Annotated in this window: 17 protein-coding genes; 5 read left to right on the top strand and 12 right to left on the bottom strand. The window is 70.5% G+C overall.

The genetic code is table 11. The features are described from left to right. Nucleotides 1-42 precede the first annotated feature (42 nt). The gene (locus tag ACW62_RS15085; RefSeq protein ID WP_083459783.1) at nucleotides 43-1,800 is read left to right on the top strand and encodes a family 43 glycosylhydrolase; all 1,758 of its coding nucleotides are present in this window, start codon (nucleotides 43-45) and stop codon (nucleotides 1,798-1,800) included. Nucleotides 1,801-2,045: 245 nt separating this feature from the next. Here the strand turns inward: ACW62_RS15085 and ACW62_RS15090 are convergent, their stop codons facing one another. The 5 genes from ACW62_RS15090 to ACW62_RS15110 are packed head-to-tail and all read right to left on the bottom strand — an operon-like array spanning nucleotide 2,046 to nucleotide 10,395. Then, a complete protein-coding gene (locus ACW62_RS15090; RefSeq protein ID WP_083459784.1) occupies nucleotides 2,046-3,737 on the bottom strand; it encodes a glycoside hydrolase family 127 protein in 1,692 nt (563 codons plus the stop codon). Next, nucleotides 3,734-4,507: a carbohydrate ABC transporter permease gene (locus ACW62_RS15095; RefSeq protein ID WP_053204950.1), complete on the bottom strand. Its 774-nt coding sequence runs from the start codon at nucleotides 4,505-4,507 to the stop codon at nucleotides 3,734-3,736. The genes ACW62_RS15090 and ACW62_RS15095 overlap by 4 nt, the downstream gene beginning before the upstream one ends. Next, nucleotides 4,504-5,379 carry a carbohydrate ABC transporter permease gene (locus tag ACW62_RS15100; protein WP_053204951.1) on the bottom strand — a complete coding sequence of 292 codons (876 nt, stop codon included), beginning with the start codon at nucleotides 5,377-5,379 and terminating at the stop codon, nucleotides 4,504-4,506. The genes ACW62_RS15095 and ACW62_RS15100 overlap by 4 nt, the downstream gene beginning before the upstream one ends. Before the next feature lie 4 nt (nucleotides 5,380-5,383). Beyond that, complete coding sequence (locus ACW62_RS15105) at nucleotides 5,384-6,670, bottom strand: ABC transporter substrate-binding protein (RefSeq protein ID WP_083459786.1); 1,287 nt, start codon at nucleotides 6,668-6,670, stop codon at nucleotides 5,384-5,386. A gap of 26 nt (nucleotides 6,671-6,696) precedes the next feature. Next, the gene (locus ACW62_RS15110) at nucleotides 6,697-10,395 is read right to left on the bottom strand and encodes a DUF4082 domain-containing protein (RefSeq protein ID WP_053204953.1); all 3,699 of its coding nucleotides are present in this window, start codon (nucleotides 10,393-10,395) and stop codon (nucleotides 6,697-6,699) included. 231 nt (nucleotides 10,396-10,626) lie between these two features. Here ACW62_RS15110 and ACW62_RS15115 point away from each other — a divergent pair, with 231 nt between their 5' ends. Both ACW62_RS15115 and ACW62_RS15120 read left to right on the top strand, forming a co-directional pair. Continuing rightward, nucleotides 10,627-11,655 (top strand): LacI family DNA-binding transcriptional regulator, encoded by a 1,029-nt coding sequence (locus tag ACW62_RS15115; protein ID WP_053204954.1) that lies wholly within the window; start codon nucleotides 10,627-10,629, stop codon nucleotides 11,653-11,655. A 464-nt stretch (nucleotides 11,656-12,119) separates the two neighbouring features. After that, nucleotides 12,120-12,707, top strand: a complete 588-nt coding sequence (locus ACW62_RS15120) for a hypothetical protein (RefSeq protein ID WP_053204955.1) — start codon at nucleotides 12,120-12,122, stop codon at nucleotides 12,705-12,707. On the opposite strand, the gene ACW62_RS15125 is transcribed toward ACW62_RS15120, so the two are convergent. Together ACW62_RS15125 and ACW62_RS15130 are read right to left on the bottom strand one after the other, a co-directional pair. After that, nucleotides 12,650-13,366 carry a hypothetical protein gene (locus tag ACW62_RS15125; protein ID WP_157574776.1) on the bottom strand — a complete coding sequence of 239 codons (717 nt, stop codon included), beginning with the start codon at nucleotides 13,364-13,366 and terminating at the stop codon, nucleotides 12,650-12,652. The genes ACW62_RS15120 and ACW62_RS15125 overlap by 58 nt on opposite strands. A gap of 1 nt (nucleotide 13,367) precedes the next feature. Beyond that, nucleotides 13,368-14,099 (bottom strand): hypothetical protein, encoded by a 732-nt coding sequence (locus ACW62_RS15130; protein WP_157574777.1) that lies wholly within the window; start codon nucleotides 14,097-14,099, stop codon nucleotides 13,368-13,370. A 425-nt stretch (nucleotides 14,100-14,524) separates the two neighbouring features. Between ACW62_RS15130 and ACW62_RS34750 the strand changes: the two genes are divergently transcribed. Further along, nucleotides 14,525-14,797: a peptidoglycan-binding domain-containing protein gene (locus tag ACW62_RS34750; protein ID WP_053204958.1), complete on the top strand. Its 273-nt coding sequence runs from the start codon at nucleotides 14,525-14,527 to the stop codon at nucleotides 14,795-14,797. 115 nt (nucleotides 14,798-14,912) lie between these two features. Next, entirely contained in the window at nucleotides 14,913-17,159 is a 2,247-nt protein-coding gene (locus tag ACW62_RS15140) for an AfsR/SARP family transcriptional regulator (protein ID WP_053204959.1), read from the top strand. A gap of 177 nt (nucleotides 17,160-17,336) precedes the next feature. Here the strand turns inward: ACW62_RS15140 and ACW62_RS15145 are convergent, their stop codons facing one another. The 5 genes from ACW62_RS15145 to ACW62_RS15165 form a co-directional block, all read right to left on the bottom strand. Then, nucleotides 17,337-18,170 carry an alpha/beta fold hydrolase gene (locus ACW62_RS15145; RefSeq protein ID WP_053204960.1) on the bottom strand — a complete coding sequence of 278 codons (834 nt, stop codon included), beginning with the start codon at nucleotides 18,168-18,170 and terminating at the stop codon, nucleotides 17,337-17,339. 27 nt (nucleotides 18,171-18,197) lie between these two features. Next, nucleotides 18,198-18,620, bottom strand: a complete 423-nt coding sequence (locus tag ACW62_RS15150; protein ID WP_053204961.1) for a DoxX family protein — start codon at nucleotides 18,618-18,620, stop codon at nucleotides 18,198-18,200. A 103-nt stretch (nucleotides 18,621-18,723) separates the two neighbouring features. Next, nucleotides 18,724-19,566 (bottom strand): ABC transporter permease, encoded by an 843-nt coding sequence (locus ACW62_RS15155; RefSeq protein WP_053204962.1) that lies wholly within the window; start codon nucleotides 19,564-19,566, stop codon nucleotides 18,724-18,726. Then, nucleotides 19,563-20,528, bottom strand: coding sequence for an ATP-binding cassette domain-containing protein (locus ACW62_RS15160; protein ID WP_053204963.1), 966 nt, complete (start codon nucleotides 20,526-20,528; stop codon nucleotides 19,563-19,565). The genes ACW62_RS15155 and ACW62_RS15160 overlap by 4 nt, the downstream gene beginning before the upstream one ends. Nucleotides 20,529-20,631: 103 nt before the next feature. Continuing rightward, nucleotides 20,632-21,225 (bottom strand): PadR family transcriptional regulator, encoded by a 594-nt coding sequence (locus ACW62_RS15165; RefSeq protein WP_053204964.1) that lies wholly within the window; start codon nucleotides 21,223-21,225, stop codon nucleotides 20,632-20,634. Nucleotides 21,226-21,469: the final 244 nt, after the last annotated feature.

Consider the following 21,469-nt stretch of genomic DNA (forward strand, 5'->3'; position numbering starts at 1 on the left):
GGATTAGGCCCCTCCGATCCATCCCCAGTGAAGGAGTCTGTGATGTCTCGTCTCGTCCGGTCATCTCGAACACTCTTCCTCACTCTGGTCGCGCTGGCCCTCGGGCTGGCCGGGTCCCTTCTAGCCGTCGAGCCCGCCATCGCGCTACCACCCGAGGTGCCGAAGAAGCTGGTCGCCGAGGATTTTCCGGATCCCGACATCGTGCGGGTAGGGAGCACCTGGTACGCCTACTCCGCCCAGAACTGGCGGCACGTTCCGGTGGCGAGCGCGCCGACCATCGACGGCCCATGGGCCGTCCGCGGTGACGCCATGCCCGGTGGTCCGTCACCGAGCTGGGCGCAGAGCGGGCGGACCTGGGCCCCAGACGTCCAAGCCAACGCAGACGGCACGCTGACCTTGACCTACACGGCGTGGCACACGGCATCGGGCCGGCAATGCATCGGCACGGCCACGGCGACCAACCCGCTGGGACCGTTCACCCCGGCACCCGCGCCGTTGATCTGCCCACTGAGTCAAGGTGGCGCCATCGACGCGAACACGTTCGTCGCCAACAACGGCACGCGGTATCTGCTGTGGAAGAACGACGGCAACGCGATCGGGATCCCGAGCACGTTGTGGCTGACCCAAACGGCGAACAACGGGACGTCCCTGGTCGGCAGCAGCGCCGCGCTGCTCACCAGCAGCGGGGTGATCGAGGCGCCGGACATGGTCCAGCGCGGCAGCCAGTTCGTGCTCTTCTACTCCGGCGGCAGCTACGAAGGATGCGGCTACGAGACCCGGTACGCCACCGCCAACAGCGCCAGCGGGCCGTTCTCAGTGGCCAGCCAACCTTTCATGACCCAGGGGAACACCGGCATCTGCGGGCCCGGCGGCGCGGACGTGGTCCACACGGCCGACGGACTGACCGGTGGCGAGAAAGTGTTCTTCCACGGCTGGGTCAACGGGGCCCGGCACCTGTACTCGATCGATCTGACCTGGATCAACAACCTTCCGGTCCAAGGCGGCAGGCGTGCGGTCTCCCTCGACGGCGACGCCCGCTCAGAGATCGCCAACATCAAGGCCAACGGCGACATCGACGCCTTCTACAACTCCGGCGGATTCGCCACGATGCCATTCGGCAGCTCGGTCGTCATCAGCAACGGGATCGCCGATCCCGCGCGCGTCCGGTTCGCCGACCTCGACGACGACGGCCGCGCCGAGCTCATCTACATCAACGCCAACGGTGAGATCGAAGCACGACACAACGACGGCGGCGCCGCCACGCTGCCATACGGGAACACGGTCCTGATCGGAACCGGGTTCACCGATCCCGCGCGCGTCCGCTTCGCCGACCTCGACGACGACGGCCGCGCCGAACTGATTCACGTCCTTGCAGACGGCGACGTGCAGGCGTGGCACAACGACAATGCGTTCTCCACCGCGCCGTACGGCAACTCCATCCTCATCGGGGAGGGCTTCACCGACCCGGCCCGGGTCCGGTTCGCCGACCTCGACGGCGACGGACGCGACGAGATCGTGCATGTCCGCACCGACGGCAATGTCGACGCCTTCCACAACAACCTCGGCTTCGCCACCATGCCATTCGGCAGTTCGGTCGTCATCGGCGAAGGGTTCACCGACCCGGCCCGGGTCCGCTTCGCCGACCTCGACGGCGACGGACGCGCCGAAATCGCGCACATCCGCACCGACGGCGATGTCGACGCCTTCCACAACAACCTCGGCTTCGCCACCATGCCATTCGGCAGTTCGGTCGTCATCGGCGAAGGGTTCACCGACCCGATTCGTGCTGCCTTCATCTGACGGCGCAGATCAGAGGGGGCACCGCTGGTCACCCTGATCAGCACAACCAATATCCGCACGAGTGTCGGGCTGCGCCCGGTGCTGCAACGTGGCAGCCGCCGCAGCCCGACACCCAGGCCGTGTGGTGCTGTCGCTGGCGATCGGTCCCGCCTCAGACCCGAGCCTGGACCGGCTCGCTGGCGCGTTTCGTCACTGGTTATCGGCCTCTCAGAAGGAGGGAGGTGGTCCGCCCGCTGGGGGGAACCTCAGTGGTGCAGGGTGCGTCGCGCGTAGAGCAGGCCCTGGAACCAGGTGCGGACCGTGCGGTCGTGGCGGGACCGGTCCGACCCGGCCAGCGGCGCCAGTGTGAGGTCGGCGGCGAAGCTGTCGTGTCCCGACGTCGCTGCGCGCACGCCGCCCGCCTCGTGGACGAAGGCGCGTTGCTCGCGCGGGTGCACCAGGAACCGGCCGCGCAGGACGTCGTCCGGCGGGTTGTCGGCGGTGCTGGCGGCCAGCAGCAGCGGTCCGCGGAATGCCGCCACGCGCGCCGTGGCGAGGTCGGGCGCTGGCAGGGTGGTGTTCGCGAAAGGCGGCACCGTCGCCTCGCCGTCGACGTCGAACCACTCGTGCTGAGCGAGCTCCACGGTCACGGTCGTGCCCGGCGGCGGCGCTGCCAGCCGGAGCCAGCCGTCGGCCGCGCTCGCCCGCGCCGGCGCGCCGCCCACGAGCAGCCGGCGCACCCCGGCCGTCGACGGCACGCGGACGTGCAGCTCCGCGGCCCGGAGACCGGGCCCGGTGGTCAGCTCGACGGTGTCGCCGTACGGGTAGTCGCCGGTCACGGTCAGCACCGGCACACCGGCACCGTCGCGAGCGGTCAGCGCCAGCGGCAGGTGCACCCGGACGACGTCGGCATCCGCGTCGACGGCGTGGACGACCAGGTGGCGCAGTGCGCGCAGCCCATGGAAGGTGCAGCACCACCAGGCCTCCGGCGCGTAGTCGCTCAGCAGCACGCCGTCCTCGCCGGAGAGCGTCTCGCAGCCGAAGTGGCCGGACGCGCGCTGGGTGTGCAGCAGTGCGTTGAAGGCGGCGACGACAGCGCGGTCGAGATACCGCGGGTCGTCCAGGAGCTGGTAGAGACGCAGGTTGAGCATCACCCAGTCGGCGATTCCGCAGCCCTCGGTGTTCGCGTCCCACGGCAGCGTGAGGCTCTCGGTCACCCCGCCGTGCGGCAGCAGATAGCGCTGCGCCACGACGTCGGCCCGCTCCTGCGCGTCGCGCAGCAGGTCGTCCGCACCAGTCAGGCGGGCCACCTCGAGCTGTCCGCGCAGGGCCAGCAGATATCCGTGCATGTGCGCTCGATCGGCGTCCGCGGGTAGCGCCTCGGCCAGGGTCCGCGCGGCGACGAGCGCCGGCTTGGCGCCGGACGCTTCCGCGTGCAGGGCCAGCGGCAGTACAGCCGAGAACGGGTCGAGCCGGAACTTCTGCCGGCCGGCCGCAACCACCCAGCGCAGCCACTGCGGGACGCGCGCGCCGATCCCGTCGGCCAGCAGGGCCGTCGCGGCGTCGACGGCGGCGCCGTCGGCCGCCCATCGCCGCGCCGAGAGCAACCCGTGCAGCAGCCGGCCGTGCCCCCACGCGGCACCCTGGTCGACCTGCAGGGCCAGCGCGGGCGGCCCGAAGAACCCATCGGGCTGCTGCGCGGCCAGCACCGCTCGCAGGACCGCCTCGGACTTGGCGCCGTCGACCGGGTGCCCGTCCGCGACAGCCGCCTCGACGGCGTCGAGGTACCGGCCGGACAGGTCGCCGCGGTAGTCCTGGAACAGCCGCGGCGAGCCCGGGTCCCAGCGCACGTCCTGGGCCACCAGCTCCACCGAGTACGGCGTCGACGCTGCCAGCTGCGCCGCGGCGGCGCCCAGGTGCGCGCGCAGCGATCCCGCCGAACGAACGTCCAAGGTCATTTGATCGCTCCTGCCGTGAGTCCGCGTTCGAAGGTGCGTTGCATGAGGGCGTAGAGAAGGACCACCGGCAGCTGGATCAGCACCAGCGCGGCGAAGATCTTCGGGACGTCGACGAAGAACTCGAGCTGGAAGCTCGCCGGCACGACCGTGACGGTGCGCATCTCCGGCGACACCATGAACATCAGCGCCAGCAGGAACTCGTTCCAGGAGTTCAGGAACGTCCAGATCCCGACCATGACCAGCGCCGGCGTTGTCAGCGGCAGGTACACGCGCCGGAACGCCTTCCAGGTGCTGGCGCCGTCCACCACCGCGGCCTCGAGCAGTTCGTCGGGCAGCCCGTCGTAGGTGTTGCGCAGGATGACCAGCGCGAACGGCAACGCCAGGGCGGCATACGGGACGGAGAGGCCCTGGTAGGTGTTCTGCCAGCCCAGCGTGGTCTCGATCTGCGTCAGCGGCACCAGGATCGCCGCCACCGGGATCATCAGGCCGCTGAGCACGAGCACGTAGAGCGCGTTGCGGCCGGGGAAGCGCAGCTTGCTGAAGGCGAACGCCGCCACCGAGCCGAGCACGAGCACCAGCAGCACCGCCCCGAGGGTGACGACGGCGCTGTTCAGCAGGTACCGGCCCAGACCCTGCTGCGCCACGACCTCGCCGTAGTTGTCCAGGCCGCCGTCGCGCAGCGACACCGTCACCAGCCGGGCCAGCGGCAGCATCCACAGCACGGTGACCGCCGCCACCACGGTCAGGCCGAGCCGTCCGCCGCCCCTCACCGCGACTCCTCCCTCAGATACCGCCGCAGTTGCAGCACGGTCATGACCAGCGCGAGCACGAACACCGCGGTGCCCAGCGCGGCAGCCCGCCCGTCCCGCCCGTTGAGCAACGTCGTGAGCAGCAGGCTCGTCGGCACCTCGCTGGCGTGGTCCGGCCCGCCGCGCGTCAGCACGTACACCAGGTCGAAGGTCTTCAGCGTGCCGATGACGCCGAGGATCAGCAGCGCGTAGTGGGCCGGGCGCAGCATCGGCGCGACGACGTACCGCAGCGTCTGCCAGCGCGATGCGCCGTCGAGCGCCGCGGCCTCGAGCACGGAGTCGTCCAGTCCCGTGATCGCCGCCTGGTAGATCGCCATCGAGAACCCGGTCCACATCCACACGTTGACGGCGGCCACCACCGGCAGCGCCGTCGACGGGTCGGCCAGCCAGGGATGCGCCAGCGCGTCCAGCCCGATGGCCCGCAGCGTGGTGTTGACCGACCCGTTGGTGGTCTCCAGCAGGTCGGCGAACAGGTAGCCGATGACCACCGGGGTCAGCACGACCGGCAGGAACAGCAGCGTGCGCAGCAGCCCGCGGACCAGGCCGCGGCCGCGCAGTGCCACCGCGAGCAGCAGGCCCAACACCATCTGCACGGGCACGGTCAGCACACCGAAGAGCAGCACGTTGCGAAACGCGAGTCGGCTGGCCCGGGTCTCGACCAGCCAGCGGTAGTTGTCCAGGCCCACGAAGCTGAGTGACGGGTCGAACTCGGTGTTGCCCAGGAAGCTGGTCTGCAGGTTCTTCAGCACCGGCCAGGCGACGAAGGCCAGGTAGAGGACCAGGGCGGGGGCGACGTAGAGGAGGCCACCACGCCGCCACCGCACCCGGTCCATCCCGTCAGGACGACTCAGCCGCATCCTGGACCCGTCCGGCCGCGTCCTCGGGGGTCGCCGAGTCAGTGGCCACTGCCACCAGCGCCGACCCCAGCGCCTCCGCCACCGACGGCGACGGCACCTGCCGGTAGCCGGCCAACCGTTCGTCGATCATGGTGACGATGGACGCCCGCGGCTGGGCGGCCGGCTCCGGCAGCTCGCTGGGCTCGCGCTCCTCGGCGGTGACGGAGAAGTCGAGGAAGGTGTCCATGAGGATCTGGCTGCCGGCGCCCGTGCTCAGGTACTCGGCCAGCCGGTAGGCCGCAGCCTTGTTGTCGCTGTCCTTGTTGACCACGACGATGCCGCTGACGTCGCCGGTGATGGGCGCGCCGTCGTCGCCGAACGGGAACGGGATGGCGTCGATGTCGAACGAGCCGACCCGGTCCAGCGAGTTGGCGTACATGTCCAGGTTCCAGCTGCCGTTGGCGAAGAACGCCGCCTTGCCCTGGGTGAACAGGTCATACGCGTCGTTGTAGGTGGCCGCGCCGACGGCGCCCTCCTGGAACACGCCGTCGGCGAACAGCCCGCCCCAGGCGTCGAACGCCTCGACCAGGCCCGGCGCCGTCCACTCGCCGGAGCCGTCCATGGCGGCGTAGAGCGCGTCGCTGTCGATGTCGGCGGCCAGCGCGAGGTAGTAGTCGACGACCTGCCAGGGGTCCTTCCCGCCGAGCGCGATCGGCGCGATGCCCTGGGCGGCCAGCTCCGCGCTCGCCGCCACCAGGTCGTCGTACGTGTCAGGAACCTCGACGCCAGCCTCGGCGAGCAGCGTCTTGTTGACCCACAGGAACCCGGCCACCCCGTAGCCGACCGGCAGCCCGTACGTCGTCCCGTCTGCCTGGGCGCGCGACAACGGCTCGGGCGCGTACACGTCGGCCCAGTCGTCGCCGTTCGACGCCGCCGCGTAGTCGTCCAGCGGCTCCATGTACTGGCCGAACTGGGTGAACATGGCGCCCGGTGACACCACGAAGACGTCCGGCCCCTCCCCCGCACGCAGCTGCGTCTGCAGCGACGTCTGGTAGTCCGCGATGGGCGCCAGTTTGCTGGTCACCTCGACGTCCGGGTTGTCCTCGGCGAACGCGGCGACGACGGCGTCGAACGTCTCCTGCGTCGGGGTCCAGGACTCGTACCGGACGGTGCCGCTGGCCGGCGCCGTGACCTCGGCGGAGGCACTCCCGGTCGAGTCGTCGTCGCTGCCGCATGCGGCCAGCAGACCTGCCACGGCCAGGCCGGCCGCGATCACTCTGAGTCTCATGATTGCTCCTCGGGTCTCGCGGTGGGTCACGTGTCGTACCCGACCGAGTCCAGGTCGAAGAAGAGGCGGTACTCCCCCGCGACGTTGACGACGTAAGTCACGTCGATGCGGGTGACGGCGTCGCGGTGCTCCCACGACGAGACGTCGACCGCGGCCGTGTTCCAGACGTTGGCCTCGTACTCCGACGTCGCCGAGATGCTCTCCTCGCCGCTGTGCAGCGTGATCGTCACCTCGTAACTGTCCGGCGACAGTGGCCACGCGCCGTAGCTGTTCACGTGCGCGTAGAAGGTGGACGCGTGGGACAGGTCCAGCGGCTGCTCCGGCTCGACGGAGATCGTCCGCGGATCGGCGTCGACCATGGGGCCGCCGTCGAACTCCAGCAGATGCGTACCCGCGTACGGCACGCCCGGGCCGTTGGCCATGGCAGGCACCGCCCTGACGCCGCCCACACCCGGGCCACCCTGCCAGCCCTGGGTGGTGCCGTCGTCGAAGTCGAACAGGAGGTTCGCGACGGAGACGGTGGCCGTGCGGGCCGAGCTCAGGCCGTCCGGCCCCGTGGCGGTGAAGGTCAGCCGCGCGTCGCCGGTCGGCGCGTCCGGCGGCACCTGCACGGTCACCGGCACCGTCACCGACGCGGGTGCGCCGTTGGTGGGCGCCTCGAACGGCTGCGGCTCAGCGGTCCAGCCGTCGGGCAGCTCGGCGGTCAGCTCGCCGGCCAGTGGCGCGCCGGCCTGGCCCCACACCGTCACGTCGAACGTGAGCTCCTCGCCGGACCGCGCCCGGACGGTGCGCGGCTCCACCAGTGTCTGCAGCCACGGCTGCGGCTCGCCGACCTCGCGGTAGCCGAACGTCACCGGGCCGTAGGACGTGGAGCCCTCGGCCGCGACCTCGAACTGCCGGCCCGACACCGCGCCCAGCACCGTGATGCCGGGGCCGGCCTCGACCGTCCCGCCCGCGTCGTACCAGGCGTCGCCGCCACGGGTCTCGCTGCTGACCACGTAGTACAGGCCGGGTTGCAGGGTGACCGGTTCGGACAGGGCCGCGGTGACGAAGCCGTCCCGGTCGGCGTCGCGGGTCATGTCGACGGCGGCGGACGCGACGACCGCGCCCTCGACGTCGACGATCTTGACCCGGTGCACGTCGGAGTTCCCGTCGGCCTTGAACCGGCCCAGGCTGGTGACCTCCACCGGGCGCGGGCCGACGGCAATCCTCATGCCCACCTGCTCGTAACTGTCCGAGCGGGTCGCGGCGTCGCCCGGGTCGTAGTCGCGCAGCGCCGGCTCGCCGTCGCCGGTGTCGGCCGTCGGCGGGAGCTCGCAGGTCAGGCAGCGCGCCCACAATGGGCCGCGGGTGCCGGCGGGTACCTCCGCCTCGACGGTGCCGTCGGGGCCGGCGGTGATCGTCTGCGGCCGGTCCGGACCGAGCGCGACCCGGTACTCCGCGCCCGGCTCCTGGTTCAGCCAGCGCACGGTCAGCGGGGTCGGCAGCGTGCCGCGTAGCGAGACCCGGAACGACACCGGGTCGTCGTAGGTCACGGTCAGCGGCACCCCCCGCCAGGTGTAGTCGACAGCCGACCCACTCATGGCGTCCGTGACGTACGGCGCCAGCACCAGCCGGTCGTATTCGGGCTGGAAGCCGTAGCCGTAGTGGTAGAGCCCCCACGCCGGCATGACGGTCGTCGGGAACCAGACGCCTGACGCCGTCTCGCTCAACGGCTTGTCGCGGTCCCACGCCGTGGCGCCGTGGAAGCCGTCGGCCTGGTAGCGCAGCAGGAAGCTCGCGGCGGCGGTCTGCAGCACCTGCGGGTCGCCCAGCAGCGGCAGTCCGGCGTAGTAGTCGCCGTCGGGCGCCCCGTACCAGCCGCCGTTCTCGCCGCCCTTGCCAGCCGTGCGCGCCGTGGCGCCCTCGACGTAGAGGTCGCGGACGTTCATGGGGTGCAGGTCGTAGTTGTGGGTGGCGTTCTGCTCCTCGACGGCCGCGACGATCGCCCGGCGGCGGTCGAGGCCGGCCAGGTCGGTCTTCAGCACCGCGGCGTTGACCGGCAGGTACAACGCGTCCTGGTTGCCGGTGCCGTACAGGAACGTCTGGGTGTCGCCTGACCAGAACCCGCCGTCGGCGACCTCGCGGTTGTAGTGCTCCTTGATGGTCGCGGCCAGCTCCGCCAGCTCTCCGGCCCGTTCCTGGTCGCCGAGCACGTCGCGCTCCAACGCGCTCCACCGGGTGAGCGCGTCGTAGAGCAGGGCGGTCGTGTAGCCGTTGAACTCGCCGGTCGAGCTCTCCCAGTAGTCGTTGTCGTAGTCGGCCTCGCTCAGCTCAGGGTTCACGTTGCGGACGAAGCGCGTCTCCGGGTCGGTCCAGTTGGTGATCAGGTGGTCGATGGCTCGGTCGACGCCGCCCTGCATTCCGGCGAGCCACTCGTCGTCGCCGGACAGCTCGTAGGCCATGGCGACGCCGAGGGCGAAGCCGGGCACCTGGTCGCCGTAGTCGTGGCCCCACGTCGAGCCGAAGCCCGGGTAGCAGCAGATGACCCGGCCGGACGGCTCGATCAGGTGGTCGCGGATGTCCTCGAGACCGGCCTCGAACGCGGCGATCGCGTTCGGCTCCGGAAACAACTGCAGCAGCTGGGCGATCCAGTGCATCTCCAGTGGCGGCACCTCGGACTGCAATTGCGGCTGCTCCGTCGACGCGCCCTTGTCGGCGTCCTGCATCATCCAGCGCGCGTAGTCGTTGATCGCCGCGCTGAGCGCCTGCTCGTTCACCCCGCGCAGCTCGCCGAGGTCGTAGAAGTCGTCGACGTCGGCGGCCGCCACCCGCAGCGTGACCTCGTCGGTCTGCCCGGCTGTGACCGCGACCGGCGCGAACACGGGGGTGCCGTTCTTCGTGGTCTGGTAGCCGTACCCGAGCGGGTTCGGGCCGGCGTAGCGCAGCCCGGAGGCCGACGTCAGCACCGCCAGGTTCAGCACCGCGCCGGAGTCCTCGCGCGAGCGCCACAGCTCCGTCGCGCGGCCGGAGTCGACGCCGTCGTTGCTGGTGGTGCCGTCGACGCTGAGCGCGATGCCGGTCGAGGGGTTGAGCAGGTCGTAGCCCACCTGCTCCTTCGACGTGCGGATGTTCGGGTCGACCCGGTCGCCCCCGGCCAGCCAGCTCTCCTGGTAGGTGTCCACCAGGTCGCCGCCCAGGGGGAAGTTGCCGCCGTCGCCGGGCCAGCGCAGCTGCTCGAACGCGTCCTCGGCGAAGCTGACCGCCGGTGTCCCCTGCTCGGTGAGGGAGGCGTCGGCGCGGTAGGTGCGGCGCAGCGTGTAGTCGAGTTCGTCGGCGCCGGCCCGGAACGTCCAGACCTCGTCGGCCACCGAGGTGGCGAACCGCACCTCGACGGTGTCGCCGGACACCTCGACGGCGGGGTCGGCGCCGAGGTCGAGCGACGTGACCTCGCCGGCCGCGGTAGTGACGGACGAGTACAGGCCGCGTGCGCCGTCGAGCACCTCGTGCCCGTCGACCTCCAGGCTGCGTACCGCCGCCGCGCCGTCGACGTCGAGCTCCGCGCAGTACCGGTCACCGCACATGGTCACCGTCTCGGCGGCGTCGTCGGCGGCCACGGACCATCCCGCGGCGTCCGTGCCGCCCGCGGGGTCGGGCGGGGCCGCGCCGGCCGGCGGAGCGGCGGCCGCCGCCGTCAGCACCAGCAGCGCGGCGATGGTGGAACGACCTGCCTTGCGGAGCGTCATGGCAACTCTCCTGTCAGGGTCCAGCGTCGGGAGAACGGCATCGCGGCTGCGATTAAACCGTTTCATATTTCGGCGAAACTAGCGCCCCGTTTCCGGCCCGTCAATACCCTGGCGGCGGGCGCCGGCGCCATTCGCCCGGCAATGAGTGCAGGTCGCTGGAGTGTTTAGCGCTGCCCACGGCATGGCATGATGTGTTCCGCGCCACCGATCGCAGGGGGTTGATCCGGTTCAATGACGAAGCAGAGTCGCGGCCGCCCGCCGACCGGGATCCGCGAGGTCGCCCAGCTCGCGGGCGTCTCGATCGGGACGGTGTCGAACGTGCTCAACAAGCCCGATGTGGTGGCCGAGCGGACCCGCGAGCGGGTGCTCGCCGCCATCGAGCGGCTCGGCTTCGTGCCGAACCGGGGTGCGGCCGACCTGCGCTCCGGGCGCAGCCGCATGATCGGCCTCGTCGTCCCCGACATCACGAACCCGTTCTTCGCCGAGGTCGCGCGCGGCGCCGTCGACGCCGCCGGCGAGAGCAACGTCGCCGTGGTGTTGTGCAACAGCGATCAGGACCCGGCCAAGGAGGACCGCTACCTCGACGTGCTCGAGGAGCACCGGGTGGCCGGCGTCGTCATCAATCCCGTGGAAGCGATCCCGGCACGGCTGGCCGACCTGCGCGACCGCGGCTCCAAGGTCGTCTGCGTGCACCGGTCGGTCAAGACCACCGACTATTGCTCGGTGGCGGTCGACGACGTCCAGGGTGGCCGGCTCGCCACCGAGCATCTGCTCGGGCTCGGCGCCCGGCGCATCGCGCTGGTCAACGGGCCGGTCTCGCTGCGCCCGTGCGCCGACCGCCGGCTCGGTGCCCGCCAGGCGATCAAGGCCGCCGGACTGCCCGCCGACGCGCTGACCGAGGTGCAGCAGCCGGCCATGACCATCAAGGGCGGCATCGAGGCGGCCGACCAGCTGCTCAAGGGCTCGCGGCGGCCCGACGCGGTCTTCTGCACCAACGACCTCCTTGCCGTGGGCGTCACCCGGCGGCTGACCCAGGCCGGCCTCTCGGTGCCCGGCGACATCGCCATCGCCGGATACGACGACATTGACCTCGCCGCCGAAGCCACCATCCCGCTCACCTCGGTCGGCCAGCCGAAGTACGGCCTGGGCTACCGTGCCACGGAACTGGTGCTCGCCGAGATCACCGCGGCCGACGGTCACCGGCACGAACGCGTTGCGTTCCACCCGCAACTGACCGTCCGCGAGTCCTCGCTGCGCTGACTGGGGGGTTCAGCAGCGGCCGGAGGTGTGAGCCGCCGTGCTGGATGACGATGTGGACGTCGCCGAACCTGCCGATCCCGTCCCCGCGTCCATGACGCTTCTATGACGAACGGCGGGGCGGGCAGGAGGCCGTAGAACAGTCCCGCGCCCCGAGTCCCTCAGCCGCCAGGTACGGCTCGCGGACGGACATCCGAGCCGACCCGGCTGACGCTGCGATTCAACGCACCGCCATCGCGAAGTCCCTGTCGAGGTACTTCCCGCCCTGGTCGGAGACCGGCAGCACGACATCGCGGGTCACTCGGCAGGAAAGACCCCGGACAGCACGACGGAGGCCCGGGACCCGGCCCCGCCGTCGTCCGGCGGCCTTGCCGTCGTGCGGGCACGCGGATCGGGTGGCAGACTGGTCAGAGGATGATCCAGGACCTCGAGATCCCGCCCGCCGAAGACGCCGGGGTGGTGTGCCCATGATCCGGGTGCCCCGCACAGCGATCGTCGGTATCGCTCTGCTCACGCTGGTGCTGCCGTCGAGCGGTTGCGACGCCGTCTCGATCACCCGGGGTGACGAGGAGACCGCGCTGCCGCCGGCGGCCACCGAGTCCGAAGGCACCGAGATCTGGGACCTCCGCTCCACGCCGGCACCCGAGGATGTCGGGATCGCCGGCGACGAGACGGCGGTCTTCGAGACACGGCCCGAGCGACCGATCCTGCTCCAGCTGCCCGACGGGGTCGAGCTGCGCATGTCAGCCCGGTACCTCGCGTTCCGCACGACCGGAGACGCGACCGACGAAACGGTCACCATCGACGTGAAAACCGCCACGAAACCGCTCGACGAGACCGCGGAACTCCTCATGTCCGTGCTCGAACAGCTCGGACAGCCCACCGAGACCGTCGCACCTTTCGAGGCCGACGCCGAAGCCGCGACCGGCACCGAGTGGGTACGCGCCGACCGTGTACCAATGCAGCTCGACGATCTCGAACTCGGTGTGGTCGCCCGCTACAACCCACACGGCGAGGCCGGGCTCGTCGCCATATCCGGCAGCTGGCAGCCCTGACCGACAGCGGCCAGGGTCACCGGGGTGCTGCAGGTGGGGTCGATCTCGCATCCGCCGGACGTCAGCCCGGTGACGATCTCCGTCAATTCGTCCCGGGACAGCGCGCCCTTGTCGCTGCGCACGACGAGCATCTGGAAGTCGGGGTCCGCGGGATCGTCGAGATCGACGATCGCCACCGCCTCGTCCCAGTGCCGGCTGAAGTTGGTGTGCTCCTCGTAGCGCTGCTCGAAGACCACGGCCTCGCCGACCCCGGTCCGCACCGTGGCCGGGTCGCTCGGCTCCGCCACGTCGTCGATGCTGCGATACTCGCCGTGGCGGCCGTTGCGTGGCATCGACGGCGAGTCCTCGCTCTCGCAGCCCGGCGAGAACGACTCGAGCGTGAGCTCTTCACCGAGCTCGTAGCGCAGTATGCGGCAGTCCTCGTCCTTGGGTGAGGTGTCGACGATCGCGGTGTCGATCCGCAGGGCGACCGGCACGTGCAGCGCGACGTCGAGGTTGCCGTCGTCGATCACGACGGGCTTCCCGTCGTCAGCGGCTGAGCCCCACAGACCGAGGGCCCGTGCGACGAACAGAACGACGAGCACCGCGAACAGGCCGCAGACCACCGCCACCACGATCCACGCCGTCCTGCCGGGCGCACGCACCTGTCCAATGCTCATCTCATTCCGCAACACTGCGCAGGATCTGCAGACCCCCGACCTGGCGCGCCAGCACGTCGGCCTCCTCGACGCTCGCGCCCTGAGCCACCGCCAACAACCGATCGGCCGGCACCCCCGCGGACACCGCGGCGTCACCATGCCGTCTCGCGTACAAGTCGAGCAGCGGCAACAGCACCTCCGGGGCGAGGACCCGACATCCCGCGGCCCGGGCCCGGACGGCCCTGAGTACGGGCATCGTCGGCACGAGGACGCAGGCGATCATCACCGCGAGGAACCCAACGGCGAACGGCACCCATGCGTGCGACGGGTCGAACACCGTCAACGCAACGACGACGGCCACGACCAGCAGCGCACCCACCAGGGCAAGCGCTCTCAGACTGCCACTGAACACCCCACGCGCACGCCCAGACGCGAACATCTTCCGGTGCACCGCGACACGCCCGATGCCTGCGAGCACCCGGACCACGCCGTCAGGATCCGCGACGATGACCGCCCCGACCTGACCCGGCGCGATCCGGCCCCACGCCCACCGCGCTCCGAGGCACAGCAGGATCGCCGCGAGCACCATCGCCCAACCCCACGGCAGAGTCAGCAGGAAGCCCGCAAGCACGACCGGGACGACCAGGAGCACAGCGATCCCGCCGATCACGATCAACCGCCCCTCCCCGGTCAGCCTGCCCTCACCCGCCGGGGCCACGGGCAGCTTCCGTGCCGCTTCCTGCGCCGGAGTCATCTCGCACTCCCCTCGAGTCGCGCGGCTCCTCCCCCGGGACCCGCTGTTCTCGCACCCGACGATAGACCGAACACGGTCACCGTCCGGCTCGGCGCCGGCGGCGGCCCGGCCAGCGACGAGCCGGCGTCGCAAGGTTTCCTCAAGGTCGGCCGTGGATCCTCGCCGCGACGCAGTCGACACGAGAGGACACCCAAATGCGAGCCAGAACGATCCTGACGGCCTTCGCCCTCGTGGCCGCGGCCCTGGTCGGCCATGGGTCAGCGCCGGACACAGCACAGGCGACGGCGCCGACGACGGCCCCCGCGTCGATCGGGCCCTGCAAGGGGACGACCTACTGGGCCGGGATCCGGGGCGGGGACTGGTGGGCGCGATACCCGACCACGTCAAGCGGCAGCTGGAACACGAATTGCTATCTCAGGGAGGGCATGCGCAACTCCGGCGTTGCGTGGGTCCAGTACGCCTACAACTACTGCTACGTCCGCAAGCAGCCCTGGCTGGGCTGGCCCGCGATCACCGAGGACGGGTACTACGGCTCGGCGACGGCGGCAGCGGTGCGACGCATCCAGCGCAACGAGAACTACGCAGGAAATATCTCCGTCGACGGCGTCTACGGCCCGCAGACCCAGCGCAACATGGACTGGCCGCACTACTACCGGGGCTTCACCGGAGACGTCACCTGCTTCGACAACACCTACTAGCGGGACGGAGCCCGACCGGCCGCGGTCGTCGGCCGCCTGCACGAACCCTTGCGACCGGAAATGACGTCGCCACTCGGCAGAGAGTGTGGTGGGATGTTCAGCTCACCAAGCCGACGTGCGGGAGGACGCCGTGCAGATCCGGCTGCTCGGGCCCGTGGAGGTCATCGACGGCGCGACCGCGGTCGACCCGGGTACGGCCAAGCAACGTCTGGTGCTCGCCGCGCTCGCGGTGGCGCCGGGGCGGCCGCTGCCGTTCGACGTGCTGGTCGACCGGGTGTGGAGCGACGACCCGCCCGCCCGCGCCCGCGCCGCGCTCTACAGCTACGTGGCGCGCCTGCGCCGCGTCCTCGCTCCCGCCGGCATCGTGCGCGAGCACGGCGGCTACACGCTGCACATCGGCGCGGAGCACGTCGACGTCGCCCGTTGGCGCCGCCTGCTGGAGCAGGCGAGGGCGCGGGCGGAGAGCGAGCCGGGCGCCGCCTGCGACCTGTTGCGCCGGGCCGAGCGTCTCTGGCGCGGCACCGCGCTGGCCGGGCTGACCGGCGACTGGGCGCGGCGGACGCGGCAGCGGCTGGCGCAGCAACGCTCCGAGGCGCTCACCGAGCTGGCCCGGATCGAGCTGGCCCGCGGCCGGCACGTCGAGCTGCTGGACGACATCGGCGGCTGGGTCGAGCAGCATCCACTCGCCGAGCCGCTCGTGGCGGCCCACCTGCGTGCGCTGGCGCGAGCCGGGCGGCGGGCCGAGGCGATCGACACCTACGCGCGCACCCTCGAGCGGTTCGCGGCGTCCGTCGGCGGCGAGCCCGGCCCCGGCCTGCAGCGCCTGCACGAACGGATCCAGCGGAACGATCCGACGCTCGAGGCGGACGAGCCGTCCGCCGCGGTCCCGGCCCCGGCGGCGGCGGCCGTTCCGCACCAGCTGCCACGCAGCGCGTCGACCTTCGTGGGCCGGGCCGCGGAGCAGCGGATGGTCGACGACGCGATCCTCGCGGGCGGCGGGGGAACGGCGGTGGGCGTGGCCGCGATCTACGGGCCCGGCGGTGTCGGCAAGTCGGCGCTCGCGCTGCAGGCGGCGCGCGCCGCGGCCGACCGGTTCCCCGGCGGTCAGCTCTACGTGGACCTGCGCGGGGGTTCGGCCGAGGCCGGGCCGACGCGGCCGCCGGAGGTGCTGGGCCGGTTCCTGCGCGCTCTCGGCGTGCCGCCGCCGGAGGTACCGGCCGACCTCGACGAGGCGGCCGCCCGGTTCCGGGCCGTCACGCAGCGCCGCCGCCTGCTCGTCGTCGTCGACAACGCCAGTGACGCCGAGCAGGTGCGCCCGCTGATCCCCGCCGGCGCCGGGAGCGCCGTCCTCCTCACCAGCCGCAGCCCTCTGACCGCCCTCGACGACGCCACGCACGTGCGCCTCGACGTCCTGCCGTCCCGCGCGGCGGGTGAGTTGCTGGCCCGCCTCGACCGGACCGGGCGCTTCGTCCGCGATCCCGCCGCGACCCGCGACCTGGCCGAGCTCTGCGGCCGGCTTCCGCTGGCCCTGCGCATCCTCAGCGCGCGCATCGCCGCCGTGCCCAGCTGGCCGCTACGGGTCTTCGTCGAGCGGCTGGCCGACCAGACCCGGCGGCTGGATCAGCTCGGACACGCCGACCGCAGCGTCCGCGCCTGCTTCGACCTCAGCTACCTCGCGCTCGGCGACAGCCGGGACCCAGACGACGCGCGGGCGGCGCGCGCCTTCCGTCTGCTCGCCCTACCCGACGGCACCGATCTCGCGGCCTCCGTCGCCACGCGTCTGCTCGATTTGAACGACACCGACGCAGCGGCGGCGCTGACCCGGCTGCTCGACGCCCAGCTGCTGCAGAGCCCGGTACCCGGGCGGTACCGCATGCACGACCTCGTCCGCGATTACGCCCGTGAGGTGGCCGGACGCGATGAGCCGAGTGACGAGGTCGCCGCCGCCCTCGACCGTGCCTGGACGTTCCTGGCCGCGACGGCCCAGCAGGCGGTGGCCGCGGTCAACCAGGCGTGGGCCGACCCCGACCTGCCCGCGTCGCCTCTGGACGACCCCGGCGCGGCGCTGGCCTGGCTGAACGACGAGACCGAGTCGCTCGTGGCCGCGGCCGCACAGGCCGCGGCCACGCGAAGCCACCACGCGATCCCGCTCGCGCTGAGCGCCGTCCGGCCGTTACAACTGCGTTCGGACACCAGACGGCTGGAGGAACTGTGCGCCGCGGCGGCCGAACTGGCCCTACCGAGGTGCCTGGTCATGTGCTGCGCAGGGCTTCGGTGGGCGGTACTGAGTCGGCCCGGAGTGCGGGGTACGACCGACGACGGAGCCGATGAGCAGCGAGTAGGCCAGGTCGAGTCCCACTGAAGCCCAGGTCAGTACGACGGCCCGGCCTTGCGTGGTGACGAGCACGCCCAGGATCAGGCCTGTGATGCCGCCGACGACATCAACCTCGACACCACCCGTCCGCCCCGTGTCCCTGGCGCGACGAAGATCTGCTTGCGCGGTGCCTAATCGGTCTTCCTGCAGCACCTCGCGGGCCCCTCAGCGTTCGCTGCTGAAGAACCGTAGCAACAGCGGGCCGACGGTCTGTGGGTCGACGACGTGATCCGGCCCCTCGAGGGTCTCCCGTTGAGCGTGGGGTAGTAGGTCTGCGAGCTCGTCGGCCGCGCGGTCGAAGAAGTCCGAGGGCAGGCCTGCCATGTAGGGGACCGTGATCGGTCCTCCGGTGGTGACCAGGACCGGTTGGGTGACCGTTGCCAGTCGATCGGCCGGCAATTGGTAGCGGTTGAGGAAGACGCTGTCGTGGACCAGCGTGGGCGCGAGGGCGACCGAATCCGCCCAATGCGCCGTCTGCTTGCCTGCCGCTTTCCTGGCCGCGATGTTGTCGTCGGAGGCGCCGGTCACGCGCATGAACAGTTCGAGAACCTCCTCGTCTCGCCCGGCGTCGAAGGCGCGTCGGGTGTCCGCGATGTACTCCTCGAATCGAGGGCGTATGTCGTCCCCGACCACGTAGGGCACCTCCCACACGGCGATCGTGTCGATGGCTGACCCGGCCGCGGCGGCTTCCAGCGCCAGCGCGCCACCAGAGGACGCCCCGAACAGGTGTGCCGAGCCGCCCGCCTCCGCGATCAACGCATCCAGGTCCTCGATCTCCCTTTCCACGGCGTAGGGCTCGGTGAAGCCGCTCGCGCCGCGTCCCCGACGGGCATAGTTGTAAACCGTGAAGTGCTCGGCGAGAGCAGGTACCAAGGGAGCGTTCTCGGCTCCGTCGTCCAGTCCGCCGCCTACCAGGACGACAGCCGGGCCGGTTCCCTTCCGGTCGTAGGCGATGGCGGTGCCATCGTTTGATGTCACGCGAAAGGCCATCTCGTTCATCTCACATCTCCGTTCGAGAGGTTTGTCTCAGCGCCTGGGCAGCGTGCCGACGACGGCCTCGGTGCGCGACCAACGCGCCCTTGCGATCACGGCCGCCACGACGAGACAGGCGAGCGGCAGCCAAGGGCTCTGCTCGAGCACGAACTGATCGGTGATGACAGCACCGGTCAGCAATGCCGCCAACCCGAGACTGGCCAGGCCCGCCAGAGCCGGGATCAGAAGTCCAACCCCTCCCGCGACCTCCAGCGCTCCGACCAGGTACCGGAGCCACTGGCCAGCCCCGATGTCGGCGAACATGTCCACCATGACCGGGTCGCCGGCGAGCTTCGAGATTCCGCCGCCGGCGATTATCGCCGCCAGGACGACTTGCAGAATCCAGACGCCGATGCTGCTCGCCCGCCCGGGCGTGTGCGCAACGGTTTCCGAGTTGTTCTTGGGGATGGTGCTCATGCGTCTCTCCTTGTCGTGTCCGGGCCTGGTACCGGTGATGGAGTTGGCCGAGTGGGCCGGGTTGTCGGAGTTGATGTCGACCAAGTGCTCGCGGTAGCGGCATCTACTTCTTGTTGCGGTAGAGGACCATGGCGATGGGACCGAACACCGCGACGAGAAGTACTGACGAGACGAGCACCCAGCCGATTTCCCCGGCGGGCACCGAGCCGTGCATCAGGCCGCGTACCACGGTCGCCAGGTGGGTGATCGGGTTGACCTCGATGACCGCCTGCATCCACCCGGGCATCGTCTTCGGATCCACGAAGATGTTGCTCACGAACGTCAGCGGGAACATCACCATCATGCTGACCCCCGCCACCGAGTTCGGCGTGCGCAGGATCAGGCTGAGCATCGTCCACAGCCACAGGCAGAACGAGAACACCAGCAGCAGCACCACCGAGAGCACCACCCCGACGGCGCCACCCTCCGGCCGGAACCCTAGGACCAGGCCGAGCGTGATCACGATCGCCGACCCGATCGAGTAGCGCATCACATCGCCGAGCAGAGCGCCGACCAGCGGCGACGGTCGCCACACCGGAAGTGACCTGAACCTGTCGAACACCCCCTTCTGGATGTCGGTGTTCAGCGTAATGCCAGTGTTCATGGTGATCATGACGTTCGCCTGCACCAGGATGCCGGGCAGCAGGAACTGCAGGTACTCCTGAGTCGACCCGGCGAGCGCGCCACCGAACAGGTAGGTGAACATCAGCGTGAACATGATCGGGAACATGGTCACGTCGACGAGCTGCTCCGGGACGTGTTTGATCTTCAGCAAAGCGCGCCAGCCGAATGTCAACGAGGTGAGCACCGGACCGGGGCGAGACGGCCGCTCGCCGGCCAACAGCACACTGCGCAGCGCGTCCTTGGTGACCGGCGCCGACGCCTGCTCCGCGGACATGGCATTCATGCGGCATCCTCCTCGGGTGTCTCCTCGGCGGCGTGTCCGGTCAGGGCGAGGAACACCTCGTCCAGGCTCGGCTGACCGAGCGCGAACTCGGTGACGTCGATGCCGCTGCGGGACAGCTCGGCCAGGGAACGGGCGACCCGCTCGGGGTCGGAGATGCGCGCGGACAGCGCGGCCGGGTCGGCGGACGGCTCGACCTGCACCTCGAGGACGCCGGCGAGGACCCGCTCTGCCTCGGCCCGCTGCTCGGGCGCACGTAGCCGTACGTGCAGCGAGCCGGCGCCGACCGATGCCTTGAGCTGGCCGCTCGAGCCCTCGGCGACCACCTTCCCGTGGTCGATCACCGTTATCCGGTCGGCCAGCTGGTCGGCCTCGTCGAGGTACTGCGTGGTCAGCAACACGGTGGTGCCCTCGGCGACCATGCCCCTGACGATCTCCCAGACCTGGTTCCTGCTGCGCGGGTCGAGCCCGGTCGTGGGCTCGTCGAGGAAGATCAGTTCGGGGGTGACGACCAGGCTCGCCGCGATGTCGATGCGCCGGCGCATCCCGCCGGAGTACTTCTTCACCTGCCGGTCAGCCGCCTCGGCAAGACCGAACGCGTCGAGCAGGTCGGCCGCCCGCTCCCTGCCTCGGCGGCGTGAGTAGCCGAGCAGCCTGGCGAGCAGCAACAGGTTCTCCACCCCGGTGAGGTCCTCGTCGACCGACGCGAACTGCCCGGTAAGGCCCACCCTGCTCCGCACCGCCCGGGCGTCACGCACGACGTCGTAGCCGAGCACTTGCGCCTCTCCGGCGTCGGGGCGCAGGAGCGTGGCCAGCATGCGGATCGCGGTGGTCTTGCCCGCCCCGTTCGGACCGAGCACGCCGTACACGCCCCCGGCGCTCACGGCCAGATCCACACCGGCGACCGCGTGGGTCTTGCCGAAGCTCTTCTTCAACCCTCTCGTCTCGATCGCGAGCTTTCCCATGGGTTCGATTCCTTCTCTCGGTGTTGCGAACGGATTGGTTGAGCTAGTCAAGTTTGACTACTTGGCCAGAGTGCACGAGGAGGAAACGTCTAGTCAAGGTTGATTAGAAGCGCATCTTGAGGGGATCGTGGACCGTTCGCCACGAACCCGGATCATCGGCCATGGTGTAGGCGCCCTCAGACAGTCGTTTGCTCAGGCTCTTCGCCCACTCCAGTTCGGTGCGTGCGTGTCCCGCCCACAGTTCGGCCTGATCGCGGACGTGTTCGGGAATGTCGGGGTTCGGGTTCTCCCACCCCTTGGCCTGCCCTACGAGCTCCGCTTCCAGGCGCGCGACCCGCTCGTTAACGTGCGCGATGGCATCTGTCCTGGTCAGCATGGGCAACATGGCGATGGACGCGTCGAGCATGGTGGGGTCATGGGTGCGCCGCAGACCGTCGCGGACCAGTTCGACTATCTCGTCACGTCCCCGAGCTGTCGCGCGGTACAAAACGCGCTCCGGCCCGGAGTTGCCCGGCTCGGCGTGTTCGGTGAGGAGGCCATCAGCCGCCGCCTTCTTCAGCGCGTGATAAATCGAGCCGGGCTTGATCTTGGCCCAAATCTCCGCACCCCAGCTCTGCAGTTCGGACCGCACCTGGTAGCCATGCGCGCCGCCGGAGAGGTGCACGATACCGAGTACCAGGAGCTTCGTCGCCGACATACGCCCACCTCCGCTCAATCTGCTCGGACTCGCTCCGCTTGCGCGCCCGCCAGGGTGGTGTCAACTCCCACCAACACTAGGGTGCCCTCCTGGTCCGGGTGGTGTCAGCACTGACCTACAAACGGTGCTGGTGGAGACCTCCAAAGCCACAACGGTGCTCCGCTGGCGGCCGACTGCACTCACAACTCCTCCGGTTAGCCCGCCATGAAAGCGGCAGGCTAACGAGTCGAGGAACAAGATCGGC

The organism is Jiangella muralis, from assembly GCF_001270745.1.
GTDB lineage: Bacteria > Actinomycetota > Actinomycetes > Jiangellales > Jiangellaceae > Jiangella > Jiangella muralis.